We start from the raw sequence: 15,018 nt of genomic DNA on the forward strand, positions 1-15,018 counted from the left end.
ATTATAATCCGCGCCCGGCCTACGTTACAGCCTCTACTGCCCTTTAGCCAGGCAGTAATTGTACTCGAAGGGGTACGGTCACGATATTTCGCAATAGCCCTGCGAATATCAGGTGTAACTATGTAAGTTTTGGACTATTTTAAATGAAAACTTTTACTGCTAAACCAGAAAGCGTTCAACGCGACTGGTACGTTGTTGATGCGGCTGGTAAGACGCTGGGACGTATCTCAACTGAAATCGCTGCGCGCTTGCGCGGTAAACACAAGCCTGAGTTTACACCACACGTAGATACCGGTGATTACATCATCGTGGTTAATGCGGACAAAGTGGTTGTCACTGGCAACAAAGCCAAAGACAAGATGTACTACTCGCACAGTGGTTTCCCAGGTGGCATCAAAGAAATTAACTTTGAAAAGCTGCTGGCGAAAAAACCTGAGATGGTGCTGGAAAAAGCCATCAAGGGCATGTTGCCAAAAGGCCCATTGGGTCGTGCTATGTTCCGTAAGTTAAAAGTGTATGCCGGCGCCGAGCATCAGCATGCTGCTCAGCAACCGCAAGTTTTAGACATCTAATCGGAGCATCACATGGCACAGAATCAATACTATGGAACTGGTCGTCGTAAAAGCTCAACGGCCCGTGTATTTTTAAAAGCCGGCTCAGGCAACATCGTGATCAACAAGCGCTCTATCACTGAGTACTTTGGTCGTGAAACTGCCCGCATGGTGGTGATGCAGCCACTGGAGCTGGTTGATATGGTTGGCAAATTTGACATGCACATCACCGTTAAAGGTGGTGGTATCAGCGGTCAGGCCGGCGCTATCCGTCACGGCATTACCCGTGCCCTGATGGAATTTGATGAGACACTGCGTCCGGAGCTGCGTAAAGCTGGCTTCGTGACCCGTGACGCTCGTCAGGTTGAACGGAAGAAAGTGGGTCTGCGTAAAGCACGTAAGCGTCCACAGTACTCCAAGCGTTAAGCTGTATTTACACCTCCAAACCCGACCTTGTGTCGGGTTTTTTATTGCGATTCAGCGGCGGTTAATCCTTGTGTAAAGCGTGGCTTTTCATTATGATCGTCGATATTTATTCATTTATAATAATTTGCTGGTAAACAGCCGCTTAAACCAAGTTGTGCTTAAGCGTTAATGTGGAGATGAGTGGATGAGCAACGCGCCTGTAGATCATGGCCGACGCCGCTTCCTGACCATTGCAACATCGGTCGTGGGCGGAGTAGGAGCCATTGGAGCCGCTGTTCCCTTTATTGCGTCCTGGAGCCCCAGTGAGCGGGCTCGCCAGGCTGGCGCTGCAGTAAGTGTAGATGTCAGCAAAATGGAAGAAGGACAGCTGATACGGGTAGAGTGGCGTGGAAAACCGGTTTGGATCGTAAAACGTACCCAGGAAATGATTGATTCACTGCCGGATCATGAAAATCGCCTGCGTGATCCAGAGTCAAAGGAGCCACAACAGCCGCATTACGCCCAAAACCGTCACCGCTCGGTGCGTCCTGAGTTCTTTGTGGCCGTAGGGATCTGTACCCACTTTGGTTGCTCGCCAACCTACATGCCGAATGAGTTCGCAGCACAAGCCGAAGGGGTTCGCTCTGGTTTCTTCTGCCCTTGCCATGGTTCGCGTTTTGACATTGCTGGCCGGGTGTTCCAGAACGTTCCTGCGCCAACCAATCTGGAAGTTCCTCCGTACATGTATACCAGTGAGTTCACCATGATGATCGGTGAAGACGAGGAGACGGCCTGATGAAAAACCTGATCAACTGGATTGAGTACCGTCTGCCTGTTGTGGAAAAAATGAAAATCCACATGACGCAGTATCCGGCACCCAAAAACTTTAACTTCTGGTACTTCTTTGGCTCTTTGGCCATCGTGGTGCTGGTAAACCAAATCCTGACTGGTATTTGGCTGACCATGAATTATGAGCCTTCTGCTGAAGGTGCTTTCCGCTCGATTGAATACATCATGCGGGATGTTGAATACGGCTGGTTGCTGCGTTACATGCACTCCACCGGAGCTTCTGCATTCTTCGTGGTGGTGTATCTGCACATGCTGCGTGGCATGATGTATGGCTCTTACCAAAAACCACGGGAACTGCTGTGGATTTTCGGCATGCTGATTTACCTGGTGCTGATGGCTGAAGCCTTTATGGGCTACATGCTGCCTTGGGGCCAGATGTCGTTCTGGGGTGCCCAGGTGATTATCTCCATCTTCGGGGTAATTCCGTTTATTGGAGATGATCTGACGCTGTGGATCCGCGGTGACTACGTTATCTCCGGTGCAACCTTAAACCGCTTCTTTGCATTGCATGTCATTGCACTGCCATTGGTGCTGGTGATTCTGGTATTCCTGCACATTATGGCGCTGCATGAAGTTGGCTCGAACAACCCGGATGGTATTGAAACCAAGCGCGATAACGATGGTACTGTACCAGCTGAAGCTGTTAGTAAGTTCGAGTTCCATGACAACTTCACCAAGGGTGGCAAGAAAGTCATTATTGATTCGATCCCATTCCACCCTTACTACACCGTAAAAGATCTGGTCGGTTTGGCGGGTTTCCTGTTCTTGTTTGCCTATGTGATCTTCTTTATGCCGGAAGGGGGTGGTTACTTCCTGGAAGCGCCAAACTTTGAACTGGCGAACCCAATGAAGACCCCTGAGCATATTGCGCCGGTCTGGTACTTCACCCCGTTCTACGCCATTTTGCGTGCCGTTCCTAACCCGCTGTTTGGTGCTGTTGCCATGTTTGCTGCTATTCTGGCGCTGGCGTTGTTACCATGGATTGACCGCGGCAAAGTTCGCTCCGTACGCTACCGTTGTGGCCTGCACAAGCTGAATCTGGTCAACTTCTGCATCAGTTTTGTGGCATTGGGTATCCTGGGTGTGCTGCCTGCGACGCCGTTGTACACTCTTTTGTCGCAGCTGTTCTCATTCACCTACTTCGGTTTCTTTATTCTGTTGTGGTTCTACAGTAAGAATGAAAACACCAAGCCATTGCCAGAGAGGTTGACCTGATGTTGAAGCATATTATTTCTGCAGCGGCCTTGCTGGTATCATCCATTGCCCTGGCTGCCGGCCCGAATATTCCACTGGAAAAAGCGCCAGTGGATATCCGTGACACCGAGTCGTTACAGCGTGGTTTTATGCTGTATCAGAACTACTGTCTGGCTTGCCATCAGATGCAATACCAGCGCTATGCCCGTAGTTTCCGCGATCTGAACATTCCGGAAGAACTGGGGATGGAGTATTTGATGTTTACCGGTGAGCGGGTGGGTGATCACATCACCAACACCATGGATCCGGCGGATGCCGCTGAGTGGTTTGGTGATGCCATCCCGGATCTGACCAACGTGGCACGGGTGCGTGGACCTAACTGGATCTATACCTACCTGAAATCGTTCTACAAAGACGAAAGCCGTCCTTTTGGCGTCGACAACGATGTGTTTCCGATGGTTGGTATGCCGCATGTGCTGCAAGAGTTGCAGGGCGTGCCATACAAGGCCTACGAAACACGCCTGGTCGATGGTCAGGAAACACAGGTCTATGTTGGTATTCGTACCGATGGCTCTGGTGAAATGAGCGAAGAAGAGTACGACCGTGCGGTTGCGGACTTAGTCAACTATCTGGTGTATACTGGCGAGCCCTATCGGCTGGAGTCGGAGCGGCTTGGGATCAAAGTGCTGATCTTCCTCGCTATCTTCTTTGTGCTAGCTTACTTGCTGAAGAAAGAATACTGGAAAGATGTTGATTAAGCATCTGATTCTGAAAAGCATTTGATTACAGGGGCCTGATGGCCCCTTTGCTGTTTATTGTAAACCGGAGGAATGCATGGCGATTTCAGCCAATAAACGCCCTGTGATGACATTGTTTTCTGCGGCCGATGACATGTACAGTCATCAGGTACGTATTGTACTGGCAGAAAAAGGCGTCAGTGTTGATATTCTCCAGGTCACTCAGGATAATTTGCCTGAGGAGCTGTATGAAGTGAACCCTTATGGCAGTTTGCCAACCTTGTTGGATCGGGAACTGTCGTTGTATCAGGCGCAAATCATCATTGAGTATCTGGACGAGCGCTTTCCGCATCCACCTTTGATGCCGGTGTATCCGGTGGCCCGAGGCCAAGCCAGGTTAATGATGTACCGGATTGAAAAAGACTGGTACGCCCTGGCCGAGAAAATTCTGCGCCATGACGAGGATGCAGAGCAGGCCCGGCAGGATCTGACGGAGGGGTTGCTGGCCGTTGCTCCTTTGTTTGATGAAGCGCCTTTCTTTATGAGTGAAGAGTTTGGCCTGGTCGACTGTTACATGGCGGCGCTGCTCTGGCGTTTACCGAAACTTGGCATTGAGTTGTCTGGCCCTGGTAGCAAGACGCTGATGAACTATATGGGGCGCTTGTTTGACCGCGACTCGTTCCTGGCATCATTAACGGATGCTGAGCGTGAATACCGGCGTGTCAAGGGAGCCTGAGATGACGCCGAATCGTCCCTACCTGCTGCGTGCTTTTTACGAGTGGATAGTCGATAACGATTGCACGCCCTACTTAGTGGTTGATGCGACCTTTCCCCAGACCAAGGTACCGCAGCAGTTTGTACAGAATGGCCAGATTGTATTAAATCTGGCGCCTTCTGCTGTTGCGCAAATGCAGATGGGCAATGAGGTGATTAGCTGCAGCGCCCGCTTTGGTGGTCATCCTTTTGCGCTTTATATCCCGGTCAAAGCAGTGCTGGCGATTTATGCCAAAGAAAATGGTGCTGGAACTGTCTTTACTCTGGATGAAGACGAAGAATTTCCGGATGAGCAGGATACTGAACCCGCGCCAGAGGCTTCTCCGGTTACCACTAAGAAGCCTGCTAAAGGCAGTCACCTTAAGGTGATTAAATAATATCCCCAAAAATGCAGCCAAGGCTGCATTTTTTATCGCCCGGTCGGCGGGCTGGCCAACTGACAGAACGCCTGTAACAGTGGATCCTTGCTCCGCTTGGCCAGATAACAAATCCCCAGGTCGAAAGGTTCAAACCGGTAGTGACTGTCCAGCAGACGGACCCGATCAGCGACCGGGCTGTGCTGCACCACCACATCAGCCAGCACTGCAATACCAGAGCCAAGAGCTACCATGCTAGCCATCGCCTCATGACCGTCCACCATGGCGACAATATGTGGTTGAAAGCCTTCAGCCTGCAGCCATTTCTCGAAGCGCTCTGCTGCCGGGCCATGTGCCGGGGCTATCAACGGGATGTCCGGCCAGGGTATAGGATTTTTACTAAGCAGATCATTTACTTTGCAAGGGATGGTCGGTGCCGCCAGCGAGACCGGCAGCTTGGCGATGCTGTGAAACAGCATGTTGGCAGGAAGATGAGCCGGCTTTGCTGCCAGGGCAATATCCACTTCATCGTGCTTCAAGCGCTCCAGGGCTGAGGCGGCATCGCCGGTGGTGAGCTGAATATCGGCTTTTGGGCAAAGCACCCGGAATTTATCTAAAATCGCTGGTAGATGGCTGTAACTGGCGGTCACAGTGCAAAACAGCCGGATGCTGCCTTGTAGTTCGCCCTGGCCGCTTGATAAATCGCCTTGCAGTTGATGCCAGGCATCCAGGTACTGGCGCACAAAAGTAAGCACTGTTTTGCCTTCCTTGGTAAGCGCCACCGTTCGGGTGTCCCGGACAAACAACTGAACATCCAGCTCCTGCTCCAGTCGCTGAATAGCACGGCTTAGCGTGGATGGGCTGACAAACATCTGCTCACTGGTGCGGGCAAAGTTCAGGCTGGCAGCCAGATGCATAAAGAGTTGGGCTTGTTTGATGTCCATACCGTTTCATTTTTTGCAATACAGAATTGTAAATATATCACTTCACGCAACTGTTATGCCAGCCTAGAATGACCTCATCAACGCAGCAGCTTTGTCTGCCAGAGCCAGAGTGGCTGGCCAGCGTACCAGAATTTAGAGACATGCTATGAGTAATTATTTTAACAGCCTGAATTTGCGGCAACAGCTGAAACAGCTGAAACAGTGCCGCTTTATGGATCGCAGCGAATTTGCCGATGGCTGCAATGCCATTAAAGATTGGAACATTGTAATTGTTGGTTGCGGTGCTCAGGGCCTGAACCAGGGCTTGAACATGCGCGATTCTGGCTTAAACATCAGCTATGCTTTGCGCGAAGAGGCAATTCGTGAACAACGTGCCTCTTATCAAAAAGCAACCAGCAATGGTTTTAAAGTCGGTACTTATCAGGAACTGATCCCGACGGCCGATCTGGTGCTAAACCTGACGCCGGATAAACAGCACAGTGCGGTGGTGGATGCAGTGATGCCACTGATGAAACAAGGTGCGACTTTGGCTTACTCCCACGGCTTTAATATCGTGGAAGAAGGCAAACAGATTCGCCAGGATTTAACCGTCATCATGGTGGCTCCTAAATGTCCGGGTACCGAAGTTCGTGAAGAATACAAGCGTGGTTTTGGTGTACCTACCCTGATTGCGGTGCATCCGGAGAATGATCCAAAAGGCCAGGGCCTGACTATCGCCAAAGCTTATGCCGCGGCTACTGGCGGTGATCGTGCTGGCGTGTTGCATTCATCCTTTATTGCCGAGGTAAAGTCGGATCTGATGGGTGAGCAAACCATCTTGTGCGGCATGCTGCAAACAGGCTCTATCCTTGCCTTTGATCGTATGGTGGCGGATGGTATGGAGCCAGGCTACGCCGGTAAACTGATCCAGCAGGGCTGGGAAGTGATTACCGAAGCACTGAAGCATGGTGGCATCAGCCATATGATGGATCGGTTGTCGAACCCAGCTAAAGTGAAAGCCTATCGTTTGGCTGAGCAGTTAAAGCAACAATTACGCCCGCTGTTTGAGCAGCATATGGATGACATCATCAGTGGTGAGTTTTCCAGTACCATGATGACGGATTGGGCCAATGATGATGCCAACTTACTGCGCTGGCGTGAAGAAACCCGCAAGTCCGGTTTTGAGCAAGCACCGGTGTCGCATGAACACATTGCAGAGCAGAGCTACTTTGACCGGGGGCTTCTGCTGGTCGCCATGGTAAAAGCTGGGGTAGAACTGGCGTTTGAGACCATGGTGGATGCTGGCATCATTGCAGAATCCGCCTACTACGAATCGCTTCATGAAACACCACTGATTGCCAATACCATCGCCCGTAAGCGCTTGTACGAGATGAACGTGGTGATTTCGGATACGGCTGAATACGGCAACTACTTATTTGCCAATGCGGCTATCCCGCTGCTGCGTGATACCGTCAACAGCCTGCCGGCAGAGCTGGTAGGTAAGGGGTTGGCTGCACCGCAGGCCGGTGTTGATAACCTTGAGCTGATTGCCATCAATGAAGCGATCCGCAATCACCCGGTGGAAGTGGTAGGTAAAACACTACGCGGTTATATGACTGCGATGAAGAAGATTGTCGCGGCCGAGCACGAATGAGCTTTTATCCTGAAGCGGCATCCGTGCCGTTTCGAGGAGCCGCCAACGAATGATGTGGTCAACGGTGAGTTGCACAGCGCCAGAAGCGCAGCAACTACCGGGCCAATAACGATGTTATACGTGGACCTTGGTTGTTTGCCCCGCTTGTCGGGGCTTTTTTTTGTCTTACTGCTGCCAGGCTGCAGTTCGAGCTGCGCCTTGCGCTTTATGCAGCCAATAACCAAGCTTTGCCGCGCGTACCAGCCAACCTTGGCGGCAACAGGCAAGCAGCAATGCTGGCAAGGGCATGGCGATGGATGCTTTCAGTGCTGCCAGGTATTGTTGCAGCTGTTGGTCAGCGAAATCTTGGCTGGTTGTAGCCTTGCAGGCACCGATAAAGTTACGGCCACAAAAGTAACTGATGTAAAAGTTGGTACTGGCTTGCCGATTGGGCAATGTTTGTTGCAGGTAGTTTTCAAAACCCAGCAATGCTTCCGCCAGATCGACGGCTTTCTTCCGCTGCATGGCGGGAGCCTTATTCGATAGTATGCTACCAGGGCGCTGTCGATACTGCACCCAGGTGCAGGGCTGGTAGTAATAGCTGCGTGCTCCCAGGGCCAATTGCGGGCTGACATAGATATCTTCGAAATAACGGCCGACTGGGAACTGAAGCCCATGCTGCCACAGGCTGCGTTTCGATATTTTAGACCAGATATGCATTTGCCTTGCAGCAAAGAGGCCCGCGATTAGTGCCTCTTTATCGGTACTGAGCTGTTGTTTCGGACCATGAAAACTGCTGCAATGATGTTCACCGCGCAGGTAATGCTTGAGTGTGCGTTTGCTTCTTAGCAATTCAAAATCACACAGCACCAGATCAGGAGCATGCAGCGTGATGATGGATTTCAGTTGGGAAATGGCGCCTTCATTCATTACGTCGTCGGAGTCAAGGAACCACAGGTACTGTCCGTTTGCATGCTGCAAAAGTGTGTTGCGGGCGGCACTCAGGCCCTGGTTCTGCAGATGCCGGTATAGTTTTATCTGGTTCGGGTAACGGTGTTGCCAGCATTGCATGATGTCGAAGCCATGATCCGGTGAAGCATCGTCCAAAAGAAGGACTTCACAGCCGCTATCCAATTGCGGCATGATGGACGCAAGACAATCGTGCAAGTAGTCGGCGACTTTGTAGGCAGGGATTAAAATACTTAACCAAGGCATCATTTACGTTTTACCGGAAAAAATGAAAATCTAATGTTGCCTAATTGCGTTGTAACTATCTGTAATAAAGTGTCATTTAGTTAACTGATTGCTGATGATTTATGCAAATAGAGGTGAAAATGAAGACAATTGCCTTGGTGGCGCACGATGGTAAGAAGCAGGATCTGCTGGATTGGGTAAAAACCCATGCTGATTTCTTTGCCGATAAAGCCTTGTATGCCACAGGTACCACCGGCTCTTTATTGGCAGAGGTTCTTGGCAAGAGTGTGCACTGTTTCGCCAGTGGTCCGCTAGGGGGGGACCAGCAAATTGGAGCTCTTATTGCTGAACAAAAAGTAGATTGGCTGGTTTTCTTCTGGGACCCGCTGAGTTCACAGCCGCACGACCCGGATGTAAAAGCACTGATCCGGCTGGCGGTGGTGTGGAATATCCCGGTGGCCTGTAACAGAGCCACCGCGGATTTTATTGTACACTCAAGCTTGTTGCAGCAGGATTACCAACGCGAAGTGCCTGATTTCAGGGCGTATAAGAACCGTCTGCAGCCAAAAGCTTAAGGCTGGTCCTGTTTATCCTGCATGTGTTCAGGGCTGCGCAGTACATGGGTTTCTTCGTCGTAGCGGCCATGCAGCTCATCTTTGACGGTTTTATCCCACAGCGGTACACCGATAAAGTAACCGGCCCGGCCAATGGCGTGGGCAGCAATCGGCGATGTCAGGGTGGTAAAAGCCATCACAGCCAGTGCTTTTAAGGTAACGCCGCTATCAACAAAAAACAGCATTACGCCGCACATAATCAAGCCGGCCCCCAGTACGCCCGACTTGGTGGTAGCGTGCATGCGGGTCAGCAAATCCGGCATGCGAAATACGCCTAGGGAGGCTACCAGCATAAAGAAACTGCCAGCGACGATGAACAGAGCTGCCAGAATATCAATGATCATCGCGATGACTCCCTTTTTCTAAGTAACGGGCAAAACCGATGGCGGCAAGAAAAGCGGTCAACGCCAATACCATGGCGACATCAATAAAGGCATCGCGACCGGTTCGAATGGCGTAAAGCCCAATCAAGCCAACGGTCATCGACGCAATCAGCTCCAGTGCGACTACCCGATCAGGCAGGGTAGGGCCTTTAAATAAGCGCCAAAGCGCCAGAAACATCGCCACGCTCAGGACGGCAAAACAAAGCAAGAGTGTGTAATCGAGGATTGGGTTCATCGCATCACCCGCAAAATTTTAGTTTCCATTCGTTTCAGCTCATTCATCACATCGTCTTCGTTGTGCAGGTACATCACATGCACATAGAGCACCTTACGATCCGAAGACACATCCAGGCTCAGTGAGCCAGGTGTCAGTGAAATCGCATTGGCCAGCATGGTAATTTCCAGATCAGACTCGGCCCGAAGTGGCATAGCAATCACACCTGGCTTCATCAGATGGATGGGCGTTAACACATCGTAGGCGACTTTCAGGTTAGCCATGATCAACTCTTTGGTGAAGAACACCACGAAGCTGAACATGCGTGGTACCCGCAGCCGATACTGACGCACATCCGGGTGTTGCCGAAATACCAACACCAGCACCAGATAACCGATAAAGAAACCAATCACCAAACCACCGGCGTTCATGGTGTCGGTCAGAGCTGCCCAGATCAGCGCCAATACCAGGTTCGAAAGCAATACATTCATGGTGCGGTGCCTCCCAATACTGCTTCAATGTAACCAGCCGGGTTGAGCAGCTGCTCTGCTGCCATCTCGGCCATCAGGTAAATGGGCTGACCAAACAGACCGATAGCAACGGTCATCGCAGCCAGCAAGCCAATGGTCCAGTACAGCAGTCCATTGCGGGTTGGTGCCGGCACTGCTGGATTTGGCTCTGGCGAGGCTTTCCAAAAAGCTTCATTCCAGATTTTAATCATCGAAAACAGCGTCAGTAAACCAACCAGCAGGGCAATGCCCACCGCCCACCAGGCACTGGCCTCAACACCGGCTTTGATCAGAATAAACTTGGCAAAGAAACCTGATAATGGCGGCACACCTGCCAGCGAAAGGGCTGGGATCAGAAATAGCACCGCCAAGCCAGGGTGATTTCGGTACAGGCCACCAAGTTTTTTCAGCTCGAAACTGCCGCCAAGGCGGTACATCAAGCCGGCTACCAGGAACAGGTTAGCCTTCACAATGATGTGATGCATGATGTAGAACACCCCGCCAATCAATGCCAGTGGGGTGAACAGCGCCAGGCCTAAAATCATATAGCCAATCTGGCTGATGATGTGAAAGCTTAAAATACGCCGCACTTCAAACTGGGCGGCTGCCCCAAGTACACCGGTTAACATGGTGAAAATAGCAATCCACAGCAAAATTTCATGGGTAAAACCGGTATCGGCGGTGAAAATCAGCGTAAATACCCGATACAGCGCATAAACACCCACCTTGGTCAGCAAGCCGGCAAAAATCGCTGATACCGCCACCTGCGGGGTGTGGTAAGACGCGGGTAACCAGAAAAACAGCGGGAAAGCCGCGGCTTTGATGGCAAAGGCGATAAGGAACAGACTGGCTATGACCGTGACCATCTTTTGATCTTCCAGGCTGGCCATTTTCACAGCGATATCGGCCATATTCAAGGTGCCTACCAGGCCATAGGTTAAGCCGATGGCGGTCAGGAATAAAGCCGAGGAGAGCAGGTTCAGTGTAACGTACTTAATGGCCCCTTCCATCTGCGCCCGCTCACCGCCTAAAATCAACAAAGCAAAGGATGCAACCAGCAAGACTTCAAACCAGACATAGAGGTTAAAAATATCACCGGTTAAAAAGGCGCCGTTAACCCCAGCCAGCAGCAAGTGCAGCAGCGGGTAATAACCAAAGCGCTCAAAGCGCTTGCGCACGGTTTTCAAGCTGTACAGCGCTGTGGCAAAGCCGGTAATGGACGCAAGTACCACCATAATGGCACCCAGCATATCGGATACCAGCACGATACCAAAGGGCGCGGGCCAGGAACCGACTTCCAGCACCTGAATGCCAACCTCACGAGTATGCAGCAACAGCCATACCGAGCAAATTAGCAAGACAGCGGTACCAATAGCGCCCAGCCAGCGCTGAGCACTGTGGTTACTGAGCACTGTCAGCGAAAGGGCACCGAGCAGTAACGGAATTATAATCGGGAGTGCAACCAATACTTCCAGATCCATCAATCGGTTCCTTTCATTTCGTTCATGTCATCGGTCTGCACCACTTCGCATGCCCGGTGGATCAGCACCACGGCAAAAGCCAGTACCCCAAAGCCAATCACAATGGAGGTCAGAATGACCGCCTGTGCTAAAGGATCCGCTGCCGGGCCTTCAATCAGCAACTCGCCTTTCGGGATCAATGGCGGTATGCCTCTGTCCATGCCTGCTACGGTAAAGATCAACAAGTTGGCGGCATTGGAAAGTAAGATGAGCCCAATCACCAACTTTACTACGGAGCGTCGCAGCATCATGTAGATGGCGGCCGCATAAAAGGTGCCAATCAAGATGGCCATTAAGGTTGTCATGAGTGTTCTGCCTCCGCCAGAGTGAAAACGACCGTCAGCACGGTGCCTATCACGCCTAAAAAGACACCGATATCGAACAGCAAGGGCGTACTTAGCTTTAATTCACCAAAAATCGGCAAGTCCAGGCTCCACCATTGTGCGGTGAAAAATGACTCCCCAACAAACAGCGGTGGTAAGGACGCAACAGCAGCCAGTACCAGGCCAATGCCTACCAGCTGCAAAGGGTGAACCCGGAGCATCTCACGGGCCGCTTTGTAATCCTCTGCAAACAACTTAAGAGCAACCGCCGCTGCTGCTACCAAGCCGCCGATAAAGCCACCACCGGGCTCATCATGGCCGCGTAGCAGTAAAAACAGTGAGAACAATACCAGCAGTGGCAGCAGCAATGAGCTACCGGTATTCAGAATTAAGGAGCGCATGTTAAAGCGACGTGGTTTCATCATTCCTCTCCTTTACTGGCGGGAGCGCTTACCTGCGCCTCAGCTTGAGCTTTTGCCTCGGCTTTGGCTTTGTCCTTTTGCAGGCGGCGCAGATTAAAAGCCGCCCGGCGATCCGAGTTGGTGACCGGCAAGGCGCCGGTGCGTAAGTGGATCATGGCGTAGACCCCAATGGCAACCAAAGCCAGCACAAAAATTTCACCCAGAGTATCGAGTGCCCGGAAGTCGACCAGGATCACATTGACCACATTACGGCCATGGCCCAATGGCCCACTGTTTTGCAGGAAGTACTCAGAGATCCCCTCCAGCTGACGGGCGCCGGTGATCACCAGAATCAACACGGTCATCAGCAAGCCGGTCATACCAGCAATGATGGCATCACGGATCCGGTTGGCGGTGGAGGACAAACTGCGGAACTCCGGCAAGCGGTACAGCACCAATACCAGCAACAGCACGGTAATGGTTTCAACCAGTACCTGGGTGATACCAACATCGACGGCGCTGAAGAACACATAGAGCAGGGCCACACCAAAGCCCAGAGCACCCAGCATAGCTACGGCCGCCAGGAAAGATCGTACCAATACCGCAATCAGCGCCGATAAAATTAGTAGTACAGCCACCGCGACCTCATGCACCCGCATGTCCTGGAAGCTGATGTTCAGCTCCAGCTGGTTGACCCGAAGTAAGGCCCAGCCCACCACGATAATCACAGTACCTAAAGTGGTGATCAGGTAATTCCGTAGGTAGCCGTTTTGCAACGTTTGGGTTTGCCAGGCTGCAAACTGGGTCATACCGAGCATCAGGCGCTCATACACCACTTCAGGACCGACTTTTTCGGCACTGTGCATAAAGTCGGTCAGCTGACGCCAGCCGCCCCAGACTTTAAACAGCAGCAACCCCAGTACCAGGCTGCTCAGGCTTAGCATCAGCGGCAGGTTAATGCCATGCCACAGCGCCAGGTAAAGCTCAACCGGCTGACCATAGACAGCGCCAGCGGCGGCGGCCAGTAAGCCTTTATCGGCAATAAAGGGCATCAGACCAAATAGCAGCCCCAGGCTGGCCAGTATCGCCGGGCCAATCAGTAAAGCAATATCCGGATCGTGCGGTTTTTTTGGGGTTTCCTGCACCTCACCAAACCATGGCTTCAGCGCAACGATGGCGGCTACCAGCACCACCAGAATATTGGCAATTACCGTGGCGATGGTCAGGCCTATATGCCATTTGGAAGCGCTCAGCACAGCCTCCAGCAGCAACTCTTTGCCGACAAAACCAAACAACGGAATAATGCCGGCCAGTGACAAGGATGCCAGTACTGCCACCACCGTGGTTTTGGGCATGCTATGGCGCAAGCCGCCCGCTTGCTGGAAATCTTTCACGCCAGCTGAGTGGTCCAAAATACCGGCGACCATAAAGAGCGCGCCTTTGTAGAGCGCATGGGCCAGCAAAAAGGTGACCGCGGCCAGTGCGGCCGTTTCGGTGCCGAGGCCCAACAGCATGGTCAGGGTACCCAGCGCCATCACGGTCGAGTAGGCCAGTACTTTTTTTACACCGGTGGCGCGGCTGGCCAGGAAAATACCGGTCAGCATGGTTAAAGCGCCGAACAAAGTGAGCAGCAACAACCAGGTCTCGGTGCCGCCAAGACCCGGGTTAAGCCGGGCCAGCAGGTAAATGCCGGCTTTTACCATGGTAGCTGAATGCAGGTAAGCGGATACCGGGGTTGGTGCGGCCATCGCATTGGGGAGCCAGAAGTGAAAGGGAGCCTGAGCCGATTTGGTAAAGGCACCCAGCAGGATCAGCAACAACATCGGCAGGTACAGGGCATGCTCGGTCAAGCCATTGCTGTTTAAAATGGTGCTGAGCTCATAACTGCCCGCCGCCATGCCCAGCATGATAAAGCCGGTCATTAACGCCAGGCCACCCATCACAGTAATCATCAAACCCTGATGGGCTTTTTTGCGGGCATCCTCCTGCTCGTGGTTAAAACCAATCAGCATAAAGGAGGTCACCGTGGTCAGCTCCCAGAATACAAACAGGCTGATCAAGTTATCCGATAGCACCACACCCAGCATGGAGCCCATAAAGCCGAGCAAAAACACGAAAAATCGACCCAGATCCTTGTGTTTCTCCAAATAGCGGCCGCCGTAGGCCAGAATAAAAAAGCCAATGCCGGTGATGAGTAAGGCAAAGAGTAGCGATAAACCATCGACCAGAAAGCTGAGCTGGATCCCCATACCAGGGAACCAGGTATAGGCAAATTGCAGGCTTTGTCCCTGACTGACCACCGGCAACATGCTGGCGAAATAGGCAAACAGGGCAGCTGGTAAAGTAGCCAGCAACCAGCCGCTATGGCGGCCACCCAGCCGGTGCAGCCAGGGGGCAAAACAAGCTAAAATAAAGCATGACAGCACGGCTATCAGCAT

At 52.0% G+C, this 15,018-nt stretch carries 18 protein-coding genes; 9 read left to right on the forward strand and 9 right to left on the reverse strand.

The genetic code is table 11. The features are described from left to right. Window positions 1-143: 143 nt before the first annotated feature. The 7 genes from rplM to QWY20_RS10280 all read left to right on the forward strand — a co-directional run bounded on the left by rplM (window position 144) and on the right by QWY20_RS10280 (window position 4,887). Window positions 144-572, forward strand: a complete 429-nt coding sequence (gene rplM, locus QWY20_RS10250) for a 50S ribosomal protein L13 (RefSeq protein ID WP_228612410.1) — start codon at window positions 144-146, stop codon at window positions 570-572. Between the two features lie 12 nt (window positions 573-584). Next, window positions 585-977: a 30S ribosomal protein S9 gene (gene rpsI / locus QWY20_RS10255; RefSeq protein WP_091339226.1), complete on the forward strand. Its 393-nt coding sequence runs from the start codon at window positions 585-587 to the stop codon at window positions 975-977. 184 nt (window positions 978-1,161) lie between these two features. Beyond that, the gene (gene petA, locus QWY20_RS10260) at window positions 1,162-1,752 is read left to right on the forward strand and encodes a ubiquinol-cytochrome c reductase iron-sulfur subunit (RefSeq protein WP_330128923.1); all 591 of its coding nucleotides are present in this window, start codon (window positions 1,162-1,164) and stop codon (window positions 1,750-1,752) included. Beyond that, window positions 1,752-3,020, forward strand: coding sequence for a cytochrome b (locus QWY20_RS10265; protein ID WP_330128924.1), 1,269 nt, complete (start codon window positions 1,752-1,754; stop codon window positions 3,018-3,020). The genes petA and QWY20_RS10265 overlap by 1 nt, the downstream gene beginning before the upstream one ends. After that, on the forward strand, window positions 3,020-3,757 hold the full coding sequence (locus QWY20_RS10270; protein WP_330128925.1) for a cytochrome c1: 738 nt from the start codon (window positions 3,020-3,022) through the stop codon (window positions 3,755-3,757). The genes QWY20_RS10265 and QWY20_RS10270 overlap by 1 nt, the downstream gene beginning before the upstream one ends. 76 nt (window positions 3,758-3,833) lie before the next feature. Further along, window positions 3,834-4,472 carry a stringent starvation protein SspA gene (gene sspA, locus QWY20_RS10275; RefSeq protein WP_330128926.1) on the forward strand — a complete coding sequence of 213 codons (639 nt, stop codon included), beginning with the start codon at window positions 3,834-3,836 and terminating at the stop codon, window positions 4,470-4,472. A gap of 1 nt (window position 4,473) precedes the next feature. Continuing rightward, window positions 4,474-4,887 carry a ClpXP protease specificity-enhancing factor gene (locus QWY20_RS10280; protein WP_330128927.1) on the forward strand — a complete coding sequence of 138 codons (414 nt, stop codon included), beginning with the start codon at window positions 4,474-4,476 and terminating at the stop codon, window positions 4,885-4,887. 32 nt (window positions 4,888-4,919) lie between these two features. Here the strand turns inward: QWY20_RS10280 and ilvY are convergent, their stop codons facing one another. Beyond that, entirely contained in the window at window positions 4,920-5,810 is an 891-nt protein-coding gene (ilvY, locus tag QWY20_RS10285; protein WP_330128928.1) for an HTH-type transcriptional activator IlvY, read from the reverse strand. 145 nt (window positions 5,811-5,955) lie between these two features. Here ilvY and ilvC point away from each other — a divergent pair, with 145 nt between their 5' ends. Beyond that, on the forward strand, window positions 5,956-7,443 hold the full coding sequence (gene ilvC, locus QWY20_RS10290) for a ketol-acid reductoisomerase (protein WP_330128929.1): 1,488 nt from the start codon (window positions 5,956-5,958) through the stop codon (window positions 7,441-7,443). A 165-nt stretch (window positions 7,444-7,608) separates the two neighbouring features. Here ilvC and QWY20_RS10295 read toward each other — a convergent pair whose 3' ends face one another. After that, entirely contained in the window at window positions 7,609-8,640 is a 1,032-nt protein-coding gene (locus tag QWY20_RS10295) for a glycosyltransferase family 2 protein (protein WP_330128930.1), read from the reverse strand. Window positions 8,641-8,756: 116 nt separating this feature from the next. Between QWY20_RS10295 and QWY20_RS10300 the strand changes: the two genes are divergently transcribed. Beyond that, the gene (locus QWY20_RS10300; protein ID WP_330128931.1) at window positions 8,757-9,191 is read left to right on the forward strand and encodes a methylglyoxal synthase; all 435 of its coding nucleotides are present in this window, start codon (window positions 8,757-8,759) and stop codon (window positions 9,189-9,191) included. Here QWY20_RS10300 and mnhG read toward each other — a convergent pair. From mnhG to QWY20_RS10335, 7 genes are read right to left on the reverse strand one after another with little or no spacing between them, the layout of a single operon-like run. After that, entirely contained in the window at window positions 9,188-9,571 is a 384-nt protein-coding gene (mnhG, locus tag QWY20_RS10305; RefSeq protein ID WP_407935424.1) for a monovalent cation/H(+) antiporter subunit G, read from the reverse strand. The two genes, QWY20_RS10300 and mnhG, sit on opposite strands and share 4 nt — an antisense overlap. Further along, a complete protein-coding gene (locus tag QWY20_RS10310) occupies window positions 9,564-9,848 on the reverse strand; it encodes a cation:proton antiporter (protein ID WP_330128933.1) in 285 nt (94 codons plus the stop codon). Before QWY20_RS10310 ends, mnhG begins: the two co-directional genes overlap by 8 nt. Further along, window positions 9,845-10,318 carry a Na+/H+ antiporter subunit E gene (locus QWY20_RS10315; protein WP_330128934.1) on the reverse strand — a complete coding sequence of 158 codons (474 nt, stop codon included), beginning with the start codon at window positions 10,316-10,318 and terminating at the stop codon, window positions 9,845-9,847. Before QWY20_RS10315 ends, QWY20_RS10310 begins: the two co-directional genes overlap by 4 nt. Then, window positions 10,315-11,811 (reverse strand): Na+/H+ antiporter subunit D, encoded by a 1,497-nt coding sequence (locus QWY20_RS10320; RefSeq protein WP_330129052.1) that lies wholly within the window; start codon window positions 11,809-11,811, stop codon window positions 10,315-10,317. Before QWY20_RS10320 ends, QWY20_RS10315 begins: the two co-directional genes overlap by 4 nt. 5 nt (window positions 11,812-11,816) lie before the next feature. Beyond that, window positions 11,817-12,161 (reverse strand): Na+/H+ antiporter subunit C, encoded by a 345-nt coding sequence (locus QWY20_RS10325; protein ID WP_091339192.1) that lies wholly within the window; start codon window positions 12,159-12,161, stop codon window positions 11,817-11,819. Further along, the gene (locus tag QWY20_RS10330; RefSeq protein ID WP_330087264.1) at window positions 12,158-12,601 is read right to left on the reverse strand and encodes a Na+/H+ antiporter subunit B; all 444 of its coding nucleotides are present in this window, start codon (window positions 12,599-12,601) and stop codon (window positions 12,158-12,160) included. Before QWY20_RS10330 ends, QWY20_RS10325 begins: the two co-directional genes overlap by 4 nt. Then, on the reverse strand, window positions 12,601-15,018 hold the full coding sequence (locus QWY20_RS10335) for a putative monovalent cation/H+ antiporter subunit A (RefSeq protein WP_456237682.1): 2,418 nt from the start codon (window positions 15,016-15,018) through the stop codon (window positions 12,601-12,603). The genes QWY20_RS10330 and QWY20_RS10335 overlap by 1 nt, the downstream gene beginning before the upstream one ends.

Origin of the sequence: Alkalimonas cellulosilytica, assembly GCF_036325985.1 — a bacterium.
Lineage (GTDB): Bacteria > Pseudomonadota > Gammaproteobacteria > Enterobacterales > Alteromonadaceae > Alkalimonas > Alkalimonas cellulosilytica.